The organism is Salibacterium sp. K-3, assembly GCF_054052005.1.
This window is the reverse complement of record NZ_JBSVZE010000003.1, coordinates 291464-304924: the sequence shown is the minus strand read 5'-3', so window position 1 is coordinate 304924 and position 13461 is coordinate 291464. Positions and strand designations below refer to the sequence as shown.

The 13461-nt window shown below is 44.3% G+C and carries 11 protein-coding genes; all 11 read left to right on the top strand.

All coding sequences use genetic code 11. From position 1 onward, the window contains the following. Positions 1-5: 5 nt before the first annotated feature. The 11 genes from ACW9JV_RS17025 to ACW9JV_RS16975 all read left to right on the top strand — a co-directional run bounded on the left by ACW9JV_RS17025 (position 6) and on the right by ACW9JV_RS16975 (position 13410). The gene (locus ACW9JV_RS17025; RefSeq protein WP_457336634.1) at positions 6-863 is read left to right on the top strand and encodes an SDR family oxidoreductase; all 858 of its coding nucleotides are present in this window, start codon (positions 6-8) and stop codon (positions 861-863) included. A gap of 18 nt (positions 864-881) precedes the next feature. Then, positions 882-1649 carry an SDR family NAD(P)-dependent oxidoreductase gene (locus tag ACW9JV_RS17020; RefSeq protein WP_457336632.1) on the top strand — a complete coding sequence of 256 codons (768 nt, stop codon included), beginning with the start codon at positions 882-884 and terminating at the stop codon, positions 1647-1649. 70 nt (positions 1650-1719) lie between these two features. Continuing rightward, on the top strand, positions 1720-3192 hold the full coding sequence (locus tag ACW9JV_RS17015; RefSeq protein WP_457336630.1) for an NAD-dependent succinate-semialdehyde dehydrogenase: 1473 nt from the start codon (positions 1720-1722) through the stop codon (positions 3190-3192). Between the two features lie 2 nt (positions 3193-3194). Next, positions 3195-4577, top strand: coding sequence for an aminotransferase family protein (locus ACW9JV_RS17010; protein ID WP_457336628.1), 1383 nt, complete (start codon positions 3195-3197; stop codon positions 4575-4577). Positions 4578-4595: 18 nt separating this feature from the next. Next, the gene (locus ACW9JV_RS17005; RefSeq protein ID WP_457336626.1) at positions 4596-6560 is read left to right on the top strand and encodes a TRAP transporter permease; all 1965 of its coding nucleotides are present in this window, start codon (positions 4596-4598) and stop codon (positions 6558-6560) included. 17 nt (positions 6561-6577) lie between these two features. Beyond that, the gene (locus tag ACW9JV_RS17000; RefSeq protein WP_457336624.1) at positions 6578-7666 is read left to right on the top strand and encodes a TAXI family TRAP transporter solute-binding subunit; all 1089 of its coding nucleotides are present in this window, start codon (positions 6578-6580) and stop codon (positions 7664-7666) included. A gap of 44 nt (positions 7667-7710) precedes the next feature. Beyond that, positions 7711-9012, top strand: a complete 1302-nt coding sequence (locus ACW9JV_RS16995; RefSeq protein WP_457336622.1) for a flavin monoamine oxidase family protein — start codon at positions 7711-7713, stop codon at positions 9010-9012. Positions 9013-9027: 15 nt separating this feature from the next. Beyond that, positions 9028-9867, top strand: a complete 840-nt coding sequence (locus tag ACW9JV_RS16990; protein WP_457336620.1) for an MBL fold metallo-hydrolase — start codon at positions 9028-9030, stop codon at positions 9865-9867. 235 nt (positions 9868-10102) lie between these two features. Beyond that, complete coding sequence (locus ACW9JV_RS16985; RefSeq protein ID WP_457336618.1) at positions 10103-11323, top strand: ROK family transcriptional regulator; 1221 nt, start codon at positions 10103-10105, stop codon at positions 11321-11323. A 60-nt stretch (positions 11324-11383) separates the two neighbouring features. Then, positions 11384-12247: an MBL fold metallo-hydrolase gene (locus ACW9JV_RS16980; protein WP_457336616.1), complete on the top strand. Its 864-nt coding sequence runs from the start codon at positions 11384-11386 to the stop codon at positions 12245-12247. 23 nt (positions 12248-12270) lie between these two features. Next, the gene (locus ACW9JV_RS16975; RefSeq protein ID WP_457336614.1) at positions 12271-13410 is read left to right on the top strand and encodes a TAXI family TRAP transporter solute-binding subunit; all 1140 of its coding nucleotides are present in this window, start codon (positions 12271-12273) and stop codon (positions 13408-13410) included. Positions 13411-13461: the final 51 nt, after the last annotated feature.

The following is a 13461-nucleotide window of genomic DNA, read 5'->3' as shown; positions in this document are numbered from 1 at the left end:
ATGTTGTGCAGGTTGTCCTTATTACAGGCTGTAGCAGCGGGTTTGGATATCTCAGTGCTTTGACGTTTGGCAGAAAGGGATATCAAGTATATGCGACGATGAGAAATGTTACAAAATCCCAGGAATTAGTAGAAGAAGCAGAGTCAGAGAAACTTGCCGTATCCGTTCTGTCTATGGATGTCTCGGATGAAACCTCCGTCCATCAGGCTGTCTCCAAAGTACTGCAAAAAGAAAAGAAGATCGATATCCTGGTAAACAATGCCGGTGTTGGATGTTTAGGTCCGGTGGAGTGTCTCGATCTAAACCTGTTGAATTATGCGTTTGAAACAAATTTTTATGGACCGCTGCGCACCACAAGGGCTGTTCTTCCAACGATGAGAAATCAGAAGTCCGGGGTCATTGTTAATGTGGCGTCAATTGATGGAAGAATACCGGGAAGACCTATAAATTGGGGGTATGCAGCGACCAAACATGCTCTGGGTATTATGAGTGACGCCCTTGCTCTGGAAGTAGAACCCTTTAATATAAAAGTGCGTCAAATTGAACCCGGTTTCTTTGCAACAAAAATATTCGAGAATCGTGCGTTGAAAGAAGAAATGGTAAAACAACAGAAAGCCATTTCAGAATCGCCCTATAAAGATATGGAATATGCTGTAAAATCAATGGCGGAAAGCAATGTGAAACAAGCGGCGGATCCGCAGATAGTCGCAGACGCGATTGTTGAAGCAGCCGAGTCAGAACATGTATTTCCAGTACATTACCCGGTAGGAGCTGACGCAGAAGAAGAATTAAATGAAACCCGCACAAAGAGCGAAAAAGAATTGGCAGAATCATGGAAACGATCAGTCGGACTGTTTGGGTGAGTAAAAGGGGGAGTCAGCTTGTCTTTTCACAATAAAACAGTATTGGTCACTGGAGCTGCCCAGGGAATTGGCAGAAACATTGCAGCATGTTTTCTGGAGCGTGGGGCTTTTGTATTTCTCAATGATGTGAATTCGAATAAAGTAAACCGGGCTGCTGAAGAAATGAAACAGGGTGAAGGTCAGGTCCGGGCTGTTTCAGGAGACATTTCGGATGAAAAGTTTGTTGCCGAATTAATGCAGCACGTCACAGCTGAGACGGGTGGAATCGATATACTTGTAAATAACGCCGGGATCTCTCCCCGGCATAATGGAAAGAAAACAGAAGTCGAAGATATGACACTTGAAGAGTGGGAACAGGTGATGGCTGTTAATCTCAGAAGTCAATTTTTAACCAGCCGGGCAGTGATCCCAGCGATGAAACAAAAGAGATGGGGAAGGATTATTAACATGTCATCGCAGGCCGCCAAAATTCGTCCGGCAGAAATCTGCGGCGCTGACTATATTGCATCGAAATCAGGGGTGCTTGGACTGACAAGAGCTCTGGCTGTGGAGCTCGGATCATATGGTATTACCGTTAATTCTGTATGCCCGGGTCTGACCGAATCAGAGATGTTGTCCGATGTGAAAAATCAGGATCAGACTGCTGACTACCAGGAGCAGATACCGGTTAATCGGCTTGGGGCACCAGAGGACGTAGCCAATGCCGTATTGTATTTAGCCGACCCTGCTTCGAATTTCATTAACGGCACTTCGTTGGATGTTAACGGCGGATATCATATGAACTGATAGAACGAAAATATATGAAAATGTATATGAAATTATATGGATTACAATATCTAATGGGAGGAACAAAAATATGCAGCAGGTTAAACAAACATTTTATAAAAATTTTATTAACGGTTCCTGGGTGGGTGATACAGCCGAGTCGGCGATAGAAGTCATTAATCCGGCGGAGAACAACTGTATAGGAAGAGTAGCCAATGCCGGAAAACAAGAAGCAGAAGCAGCAGTAGCTGCTGCATCAGACAGTTTCAAGGGATGGTCCCGCCAGACCGCCAGGGAGCGGGCGAATAAATTATGGAAGTTATACGACGTCGTGCTAAACAACAAAGAGGAAATTGCAGATGTCATTACATTAGAGTGCGGGAAGCCGAAAAAACAGGCTTTAATGGAAGTGGTCAACGGAGCGGAATATATCCGCTGGAATGCTGAGGAAGCCCGCCGTTCTTATGGTACGACAGTGCATGCGATGGATTCTTCGAAACGCCTGCAGATTAATAAAGAACCAGTAGGTCCGGTAGCCGCGATCACACCATGGAATTTTCCATTCAGCATGATAGCACGAAAGTTATCACCTGCTTTGGCAGCAGGCTGCACTGTCGTACTTAAACCTGCGGAAGAGACACCGCTTTCTGCTGTGAAGTTTTTTGAAATGGCTGAAGAGGCTGGATTCCCGGCAGGAGTTATAAATTTAGTAATTGGAGATCCGGAACCGATAGGAAATACACTGCTGGCAGATAAACGGATTCGAAAAGTGACATTCACCGGGTCAACAGAAGTAGGGAAAATGCTGTATCAGAAAGCTGGAGAACAAGTGAAACGAATTTCAATGGAATTGGGCGGACATGCTCCTGTTATTGTTTTTGATGACTGTGATATGGATGCAGCGGTTCAGCAGATCACACGCAGTAAATTCAACAATACCGGACAGACTTGTATCTGTGTAAACAGGATATACGTGCAGGATACCGTGATTGATGAATTCACGCAGAAATTGAAACTAGCTGTAGATCAACTGAACATTGGCGACGTTCATAACACCGAAACAGATGTGGGACCGTTAATTAATAAAGACAGCCTTATTAAAACGAACAGTCACGTCCAGGACGCTGTTGCTAAAGGTGCAGAAATTGTTACAGGAGGAGCGGAAAATACTGCTCCAGGCTTTGAGGATGGTTTTTATTATCAACCGACAGTACTGAAGGGTGTGACGAACCGCATGCAAATTGCCTCTGAAGAAACATTCGGCCCTGTTGCACCGATTTTTTCATTCAAGACCGAAATGGAAGCGGTAGAAGAAGCGAACAATACGGATTACGGATTGGCCGCCTATATTTTCACCAATGACTTATCCCGTTCACACCGTCTTTCAGAAGAGTTGGAATATGGAATGGTAGGTGTTAATGATACTATTCTTGCGCAGGTAGAAGGGGCATTCGGCGGCGTGAAAGAAAGCGGCGTCGGTAGAGAAGGGGGGCCGTCTACCCTGGATGACTTTTTGGAAAGCAAATTTGTGTCAACGATCATTAATCAGAACAGGGAGGGCTGAAAATGAAAGGAAAGGCCTTGGAAGAACAGAATAAAGCAAATCAATTGAAGGAGTGGGATAAAAAGCATTTTTTGCATCCGACATCCCCATTAAGAGCCCAGCAGGAAAATGGACCGGCCCATGTATTTACAGAAGGAAAGGGGATTTATCTGACAGATGTGGATGGAAAACGGTACATTGACGGTCTATCTGCTCTCTGGAATGTAAATCTGGGCTACGGTCGCTCAGATATAGCAGAAGCGGCAAAAGAACAAATGGAAACACTACCATTTGTTTCTTCCTTTAATAATTATTCGAATGAACCCGCTATTCGTTTGTCCCGAAAAATAGCAGAGGTGTCACCTGGCGATTTAACTGTATCTTTCTTTACATCTGGTGGGTCGGAGTCCAACGAGACCGCATTTAAGTTGATCCGTTATTATTGGAAACTGAAAGGACATCCGGAACGCAGGAAGGTTATCAGCATCAACCGTGCATATCACGGAGTGACAATGGGGGCGACGCAGGCCACCGGCATGGATACATTCAGTGAATTTGCTACTGCCCCTGCCCCTGACTTCCTGCAGGCGAAACCGTTTTTGACGGAATGCGAACAGGGGGATAAAAATCACCCTGACTATGAGCATTCGATCCGAGGTGTTATTGAACGGGAAGGAGCAGAAACGGTTGCTGCTGTTATAGTGGAACCTATCCAGGGTGCTGGAGGTGTAAATGTCCCTCCACCCGGATATTTGCAGGCGTTGCGGGACCTTTGTGATGAACATGGCATCTTTATGATTTCGGACGAAATTATCTGTGGTTTTGGGCGGACAGGCACATTATTCGGTATGGAGAACTGGGATGTCATTCCAGATATGATGACAGTAGCCAAAGGTATCACAAGCGGGTATATTCCCCTTGGGGCAGTGGTGATGAAAGAAGATTTTCGTGATGAGCTGTCCGATCTCTCAGATGGAGTGTTATTTCATGGGTTCACGTACAGTGGTCATGCAACATCTTGTGCAACAGCTTTAAAAACTATTGAAATTCTTGAAAAAGATAAGATTATTTCTCATACGAAAGAAATGGAAGCCGTGGTATTAGAAGGCTTTAAAAAGCTGGAAAAACAACATCCTTATGTTACAAATATCCGATCAGTGGGGCTCCTTGGAGGTTTCGACCTGTTTAAAGATCCATCTTCCAGTACTCCATTTGATCCTGAGGATGAAGCGGCTCCTTTTGTTGCCAAGGAGTGTAACAGACGTGGCTTGATCGTTAGACCTGTTGTCTATAAAGGAGCTAACACTATAAGTTTTGCACCGCCGTTAGTGACAGAAAAAAAACAGATTGAAGAAGTGATGACCATATTTTCAGAGGCAGTCAGTGCGTTCGAGAAAAACCGTTAAAAGAAGGGGGGGATGTATATGGAGCAAAACGAAGAAACAGCGCGGTATAGAGATTTAAGGGGACCGGAAGCAGTCCTTTTCAAAACGTTAGTCATAGCAATAACAGTCACAGGAATACTATTTATCCTTTCCGTACAGGATTTCTTCGGCATAGCGGTAATGCTGGAGCAGTATGCCGGCCTGTTTTTAGCCTTTATGCTTCCGGCTCTTTATATTGGTGTACCCAGATCAAAAAAATCATCAAGAAAGAAAGTAGCTTGGTATGATTGGATTTTTGCCTGCGTCGGAGGAATGACAGGGCTGTATGTGGCAGTGAATTATCAAAGCATATTGCATTCGTTTAATGATGTTACGCCGCTGCGCTTTTTCCTTGGTATATCGGCAGTGTTTTTAGTATTGGAGGCGTTGCGCCGATTAATGGGCTGGACACTGATTATTGTTATTCTGGTGTTTATGTCGTATGCGCTTGTCGCACCTTATATGCCGGGTATATTTCAGGGACAGGAAACTTCGCCGGGCTTATTACTAAGTTATTTGTACCTGGATACAAGCAGTATGCTTGATTTATTGTATCTTGCTGCGACGGTAGCATTGGCTTTTATATTATTTGGTCAGACGCTTTTGAAGTTTAACGGCGGAGACATCATAAATAACATCGCACTAAGACTGTTCGGACGTTTCAGGGGAGGACCTGCTAAAGTTTCCGTTGTTGGTTCAAGTATGGTAGGTAGTGTGACCGGGGATCCCGTTTCCAATGTTGTGCTGACAGGAAACATCACCATTCCTTTGATGACCCGGAATGGGTATTCGAGAGCCCAGGCCGGCGCTGTAGAAGTCGTTTCATCGACAGGCGGCATGGTGACTCCGCCTATCATGGGTATTGTAGCTTTTATGATCGCCGAAAATTTAGGCGTCCATTATAGTGAAGTCGTATTAGCGGCTGTCGTTCCGGCACTTCTGTATTATATCTGTATTTTTACTCAGGTGGATCTGAAAGCAGCAGAGAACAATGCCGGCAAAATGGAGGAATCCATGCTTCCTTCCTGGTCCTTAGTGTTGAAAACAGGATGGATGTTAATCCCTGTGTTTGCCTGTTTAATTTATTTCCTGTTTTTTCTCGGGTACCCACCATCAACAGCTGGAGTGTATGCAGCCGGGTTAGCTGCTGTTGTACTAATGCTGCAAAAGGATGTCCGGAAAAATGTGTTCACCAGAATTATTCAGGCGTTTGAAAGCACTGGAAAAATGTTGTTGGAAATCGGCGTTATTTTAGCAGCAGCAGGTTTTATGGTCGGGATTCTGAGTATTACCGGTTTAGGATTCAACCTGGTTTTTGCTTTAACGCAGTTAGGGCAGTATGGTCTGTTTGTCTTGCTGGCTGCTTCAGCCATTGTCTGCATTATCTTGGGGATGGGACTTCCCGGCATTGCTGCTTATGCGATTGTAGCAGTTATGGTCGCGCCCTCTTTAGTTGAACTGGGTGTAGCGCCTTTAGCAGCTCACCTATTCGTATTTTATTTTTCGATCGTTTCAAATTTCACTCCACCGATGGCGGTAGCATGCTTCGCAGCTTCACCCATTGCGCAGACCAGTCCCCATAAAATTGGATTTTCAGCAGTGAAATTAGGAGTGATGGCTTACATTCTACCGTTCATATTTGTGTATAATCCCTCTATTTTGCTTGGAGTAGAAACTGGGTCGGGATGGATTGAAACATTGATTGCGTTTCTTCTTCCTGTCATATCATGCCTCCTTATTGGAATCAGTTTCAGTGGCTATCTTTTGAAACCGCTGTCATTTATGAATCGTGGATTGCTGTTGGCTTCGGCTGTTTTGATCGTCCTGCAGTTCGATGGTTATGCATGGGTGACTCATGCCGTTGGAGGGGGGATAGCACTAGGCGTTATTTTAATAGAAGTATTCGGAGGAAATAAAAAAACGGAAGATGTACCAACGGATAAATATGGGCACGAAAATTTATAAATCAGGGGGTTAGTTTAATGTTTCATAGATCAGGATTGTTGTTAACGGTTTTGGCTTTCTGTGTTTTAGTACTCATTACAGCGGCATGTGGATCGTCTGAAGGTTCGTCTGACGGAGAAGGAGAGAGCCCGGATTCATCAGGAGAGGGAGGGAGCAGTAGTATTTCTTTAGCAACTTATCCTCCTGGTATTGCATTTAATTCAGCAGGAACTGGTATTGCATCCGTTATTTCTGAACATTCCAGTTTAGATACCAGTGTAAGGACATTTTCATCACCAGATGCTTGGATGCCGATGCTGAATAACGGTGAAGTGGATATAGGATATTCCGATTCAACGGTGAATTGGTTTTATCAAGCAGAATATAGTTCCGTTGAAGAACCGCTCTCAAATCTCAGAACCCTTGTAATGGGAAATCAATTACCTAATGTGGGATATACCGTATTGGAAGATTCAGATATTGAGAGTTTAAGCGATTTGGAAGGGGAAACGGTTGGAGATTATTCCAGTAATGAGGAAGCTATTTCGTCCTTGCTGGAAGAGCAATTGAATTCGGTCGGTTTAACAAAAGAGGATGTGAACACGATCCCGGTGTCTGATGTGCCTACAGGAATGGATATGCTGCGTGAAGGGAGAATTGATGCTGCTTTTGGGGGGGATCCTAACGCCAGTCTCTTTCTTGAAACGGATAATGCCGTAGGTATCCGTGGTTTAAATTACGGTGATTATTCACCTGATCAATTTGAAGAAGTTGCAGAGGAGCATAAAGAGAGTGTCGCAGAGGCATATCCGAATATGGAACTTACCCTCGCCGATGGAGGAATATTAAACGAAGAACGTATCATACAATCCTACCCAACAACACTGGTTAGTTCCACCCATTTGTCAGGAGATCAAAGTTATAAAATCGTGAAAACATTGTTCGATAACTATGAAGCTTTGCACTCACAGTTTAAATGGTTGGAATATTGGAATCCGGAATCCATGTTTAGGCCGGACCCTCCTGTGCCATATCATAAAGGAGCCATTCGGTACTTTAAAGAAGAAGACATTTGGACAGAAGAAGCAGAGCAGCACCATCAGGAATTAATGCAGCAGGCAGATTAATAAAAAGTTCATATTCTTTGTTTGATTGAACCTCGGAGGTTAGTATGGCTGATATTAAAATGTACGATGTAATAATAGTTGGCGGGGGATTGACTGGTTTAACCGCAGCTCGGGAAATGCATCAAATGGGGTATACTCCGCTGGTGGTGGAAGCAAAGGACAGATTAGGAGGGCGAACCTGGACGTCCGAACGTTTGGGAACAAATCTTGAGCTGGGAGCTGGATGGGTTCATTGGGTCCAGCCCCACATATGGTCTGAATTAACAAGATACAATATAGGCATAACTCCGAGTCCTGAACCGGAAAAAGCATACTGGATTACCGGGAATCGTGTGGTGACCGGTGATCCGGAAAAAATGGCAGTAACAGCAAAAACAGCCTTAGAAGAGCTGTTCAGCAGTAGTCGTGAATTATTTCCAAGACCCTATGCCCCCCATTATTCTTCAAAAATAGAAGAGATAGATAAGCAAAGTGTACTGGATAAGTTAAACAATCTTGATATAACAAAAGAAGAATACGATCTTCTGCACGGCAGGTTTTCTACAATGTTCAACGGCCCAGTAAGCAAAGGGGCCTTTACTCAGCTGTTAAGATGGTACGCCCTTTCTTCTCATGATGTAAGAACGTTGGCAGAAATGACAGGAACATACAAAATGGTTGGAGGAACGAAATCGTTAATAGACTCCCTGGTGAAAGATGCTCCGGTTGATATGAGGTGTTCCACTCCTGTGTCTGACATTAGCTCATTGGGTAATAAAATAAAGGTGACAGCCGAAAATGGTGAAATCCAAGAATCTCGTGCCGTTGTATGTACGGTGCCCTTTAAAGCTTTAAGAAATATTACGTTTACTCCGTCTTTGTCGGAAGAAAAACAGAAAGTAGCACAAGAGGGGCAGACATCGAAAGGAATAAAAGTTTGGGCGAAAGTGGAAGGAAGGATGGAATCATACATTGCGTTTGCCCCGGGGGATCGATTGCTCACTCAATCTAAATATGAATATGATGTTGACGGAGATAGTATAGTAGTTGCGCTCGGACCGGACGGCACCTTATTAGACCCGGATAATACGAAGGAAATAGAACAAGCATTACAGCAATGGTTCCCCAAAATAAAAGTAAAAGAATCCACAGGGCATAATTGGACGGAAGACCCCTTTATCCAGGAGACTTGGCCGATGCTGCAAACGAATCAACTTACAAAGTCACAACAAAAGTTAAGAGAACCAGAACATGGTATATTTTTGGCAGGTTCCAATTATTCCAATGGATGGACAGGTTTTATGGATGGAGCCATTCAGGATGGTATAGAGGTAAGTCATAAAATAAAGAGATATCTTAAACACTAAGAAGGAGAATTAACGATGGGTTCATTTTATGTGAGATTATTAGGGACGGGAAGCCCGAAGCCTAATAAAAAAAGATCAGGTCCGGCACAGGTAGTGATGGTAGAGGAAACACCAGTGCTCGTTGACTGCGGGGAGAATGTAACAAGGCAGCTGATGGAAGTGGATTTAAATCCATCCGATATTAATACAGTACTCTTCACCCATCTGCACTCCGACCATGTCTTTGGATACAGTCATTTCCTGCTGGGAGGCTGGTCGCAGGGGAGGAAAGAGCTCACCATTGTCGGTCCGAAAGGGTTAAAATCCTTTCATGAAAAGGTCCTTAATATGTTTGAGGATGATATCCATTACCGCTGTAATGTACTGGGGATTTCGAGTAAAGGGCTGCTTGATGTTACTATTATTGAACTTCCGGAAGACGGTGGTGATATTACGCTCCCAACTGTTCCGGCGGATATTACTTGTACACCAGTCGTTCACAACGTTAAAACGTTCGGGTTCCGGTTCCAAAAGGGTGGACAGGCCATTGTCATTTCTGGAGACACGTGTCCGGTTGATACGATTTATAAGCTGGCCGAAGGTGCCGATATTTTAATTCAGGATGCTGCTATTGCCACTTCTGTATTTAATGCGGACACAACGGATTCAAACTTGTTAAAGATTTGGGATATTTTAAAAAAGGAGCACTGTACACCGGAACAGGCAGGTGATATTGCACGAGAAGCAGAAGTGGGATGTTTAGTCTTAACTCATCTCCTGCCTAATACAAACGAAGCAGAGATATATAATGAAGCTGCAGAAGTATTTAATGGAAAGGTTCTGGTAGGGGAGGACTTGATGAAAATAACGGTTTGATCAGAGTAGAGCAGGGAGCGAAGTCTTCCTGCTTTTTCTTTGCCAGGAACTTTCTAATTTGACAGATAAAAGACTGTATTTCCTATTTTTATCGTTCACTTCTGTTCATTATGATTGTAATTAAAGTTAAATAAGCTAATTATACATTTATTAAAAGACATTATTGAAATTCTTTTGACTAAATTGAGTAGAATATGTATAATGAACGAAAATCAATCAAATGAAGAGGTTAGCTATGCTGCATGAAATGCTACATTCCGCTACTCAGAAAGACGCAAATTTGAAAGCGGTTTATAAATGTGTGAGGAATGAAGGCAGCCTCACCAAAGCAGAGGCCGCGGAGAAGACGGAATTAAAATTGAGTACCTGTGCCAGGTTGATTGATGAGTTAATCGAGAGGGGTCTGCTGCTTGAAAATGGTGCAGCACAGTCTCAAGGGGGGAGGAAACCGAAAAAGTATAAAATAAATCCTGATGTACAGTACATCATCGGTATTGATATCTCCAGGACATTCTCTAAAGTTCTGCTTCTCAATCTGGATTTAAGGATTCTGGCTGAACAAACGTTTGTTATGGATGATTCCAGCTCGCCAAATATCCTGATGGACGATTTTATTGCATGCATCGGCCAGATGCTGGAAACCTGGAATATTTCATCTTCTGACCTTCTTGGTATTGGCATAAGCGCCATCGGGCCCCTGGATACAGAAGAAGGTATTATTAAAGCACCGCTTCATTTTCCGGCACCGGTCTGGGAAAACGTTAAAATGAAGGAAAAGATCCAGCAGCATTTTCCGGTGGAGGTTATGTTGGACCATGGGGAGAACGCCGCACTAATGGCGGAGTACCGGCATGGTGATGCAAAGAACGAGCGCAATATTGTCCACATCACAAAAGGAGCCGGAATCCGGATCGGGATCATGATGGACGGCCGGATGCTGCGTTCCAGGGGAGGAGATAAAGCGGGAGCTTTTGGACAGGGACATATGGTCATTAATTTTGACGGCAGGAAATGTACATGCGGCAGTTACGGATGTATGCACGCCTATTCCCGTATTCCTGTTCTGGTTGAAGATGTACAATCCGCCCTTAAAAAAGGGAACTCATCCATACTGCAGCAGCAAAAAGAGGATATGTCTGATATTACGTTCCGTGATATTGTTTACGCTGCCGAACAAAAAGACCCGCTTGTAGAAGGAATTGTTACGGATATGGCACATATAACGGGGATTGGTTTATCCAATGTTATTAATATGCTTCATCCTGAAAAGATCATTTTGAGCGGCCGGATGTACCGTCAGCTGGAAGGGTTTTATGATCAGACGATCGATGTTGCAAAGAACCGTTTCAAACGGCTTTTTCCCAATCTGGATGTTTCATTCAGCAGGGGAAAACTCGGCGAAAATGCAGCGGCGATAGGCGCAGGCAATCTGATATTTGATGACTTTTTATCTTAAGCCTTATTGTTTTTTATAACTGGGATAATATATCTTTTAATATATTTTGGAGGAGATCATATGTCGAACTGGAAAGTTACCATGCTTGGAACAGGCAGTCCAAGGCCTGATCTAGAAAGGTCCGGACCGGCACAGGTTATTCATTTTGGAGATCTTCCGGTGCTCATTGACTGCGGGGAAGGTACAACAGCTCAGTTAATGAAAGCGGATATCCCGCCGCAGTCCGTAAATCATTTATTCATGACCCATCTTCATTCCGATCATTTACTTGGATATGGACAATTTTTGCTCGGCGGATGGGGATGGGGGCGCAGAAAACTGACGATCTACGGTCCGAAAGGAATGAAACACTTTCACGATACGATGCTTGATCTGTTTGAGAAAGATATTGATTATCGTATTTCGCTGGGAAGGTCCCCGAAAGGAGTTCGTGAAAATGTAGAAATCATCGAATTTGATCATCCCGGTGAAATAGAGTTAATGGATGATGAGATTCCAGCCCAGGTGTTTGTAGAAGAAATGGTTCATAATGTGCCGACCTTTGCGTTTCGTTTTGAAGGAGAAAATCAGACGATTGTGCACTCGGGTGATACAGCTCCCACAGAAAACATCGTAAAACTTGCAGAAGGGGCCGATATTCTTATTCAGGATGCGGGCATGGCGGTAAATGAAATATACAAAAACCCATCAGATCCAGAATTAGAAGAAATTTGGGAAAATCTGAAGAAAGAACACTGCACGCCGGCGCAGGCTGCGGACATTGCACAGCGGGCGGAAGTGAAACAGCTGGTTATGACTCATTTTCTTCCTGATATTGATACAAAGCTTGCCTATAGCGAAGCAGCGGAAGTATTTGAAGGCAGGACACTGGTAGGAGAAGACTTTATGGTTATTGAATGCTCGGTTTCTACGGTAAATAATTAAATTCAGAAAAGGGGTGTATCACCATGGACTGGAAAAAAGGTTGTTGGATCATTTCTGTCATGTTTTTCGTATTGTTACTAAGTGCCTGTGGTCCTCCACAGGACGGGGACGGAGAATCCGCTTCAGGGGGCGGAAATTCCAGCGGCGAATCAAGTTCAGAAGAAGCAGGTCTGGATTCGATGGAAAATGGAAGCGGTAACAATTCTGATGGAGAGTCTATCGATTTTGGTGCTCATCAGCCTGGAATCGCTTATCATAGTGCAGCTTCCGGTATTTCGAGCGTAGTCAGTGAAAATATAGAAGAAAGCCTCACGGTAACACCGTATTCCGGGCCGAATGCGTGGATGCCGGCATTGAACAGCGGTGAACTGGATATGGGAATCCTTTCTTACGCAGATATGGAATGGGCGGTAAATGGTGAAAACGGGTACCCGAAAGCCAATAAAAACGTACGAATGCTGGTCCGGGGTAATGATATAACAACAGCGGGGCTCACCGTAAGAGAAGCAGATGATATACAGAGTATATCTGATTTGGAAGGAAAACGTGTAGCGGCGGAATACTCCGGTAATCAGATTATTCAGCAGATCCTGACAGCGCAGCTGGAGACAGCCGGTCTGTCCTGGGATGATGTAGAAACAGTTCCGGTGACAGATGTTGGTTCCGGTGTGGACGCCCTTCGGGAAGAAAGAGTCGACGCTGTGTTTACAGGAACACCGACAGTATCCACGTTCACGGAAGTAGACACAACCAAAGATATTGATGGATTAAATTGGGCGGATGTCCCGCCGAACGAAGTAGACAGCTTTCCTGAAGAAACAGTAGAACAGATGGCGTCCCGTGTCGCGGGCATTCATCCGGTTACATTCGCAGATGGGTTCCTTAATGAGGAGAAAACATTAGCCGCCTATCCAATTGGTCTGGCAGTGAATGCCGAGATGTCGGAAGATCAGGTGTATAACATGGTGAAAGCTCTCTTTGAAAACTATGAAGACCTGCATTCCCAGTTTACTTGGCTTGAATCGTGGAACCCGGAGCAGATGTTTGATCCGGAGCCCCCGATTCCTTACCATCCAGGCGTCGTCCGCTACTTTGAAGAGGAAGGTCTATGGACGGAAGAAGCAGCAGCACATCAGGAAGAATTATTGAGCAGCATGGAATAACACAGTAACCCGGTAAGCAGGCGGAATCTCTTACGAGAGATTCCGCTGTGC

Bases quoted from the DNA above. Each gene is read 5' to 3' on its own strand.
- ACW9JV_RS17015 (WP_457336630.1), top strand. From the start codon at position 1,720: ATGCAGCAGGTTAAACAAACATTTTATAAAAATTTTATTAACGGTTCC.
- ACW9JV_RS17010 (WP_457336628.1), top strand. From the start codon at position 3,195: ATGAAAGGAAAGGCCTTGGAAGAACAGAATAAAGCAAATCAATTGAAG.
- ACW9JV_RS17005 (WP_457336626.1), top strand. From the start codon at position 4,596: ATGGAGCAAAACGAAGAAACAGCGCGGTATAGAGATTTAAGGGGACCG.
- ACW9JV_RS17000 (WP_457336624.1), top strand. From the start codon at position 6,578: ATGTTTCATAGATCAGGATTGTTGTTAACGGTTTTGGCTTTCTGTGTT.
- ACW9JV_RS16995 (WP_457336622.1), top strand. From the start codon at position 7,711: ATGGCTGATATTAAAATGTACGATGTAATAATAGTTGGCGGGGGATTG.
- ACW9JV_RS16990 (WP_457336620.1), top strand. From the start codon at position 9,028: ATGGGTTCATTTTATGTGAGATTATTAGGGACGGGAAGCCCGAAGCCT.
- ACW9JV_RS16985 (WP_457336618.1), top strand. From the start codon at position 10,103: ATGCTGCATGAAATGCTACATTCCGCTACTCAGAAAGACGCAAATTTG.
- ACW9JV_RS16980 (WP_457336616.1), top strand. From the start codon at position 11,384: ATGTCGAACTGGAAAGTTACCATGCTTGGAACAGGCAGTCCAAGGCCT.
- ACW9JV_RS16975 (WP_457336614.1), top strand. From the start codon at position 12,271: ATGGACTGGAAAAAAGGTTGTTGGATCATTTCTGTCATGTTTTTCGTA.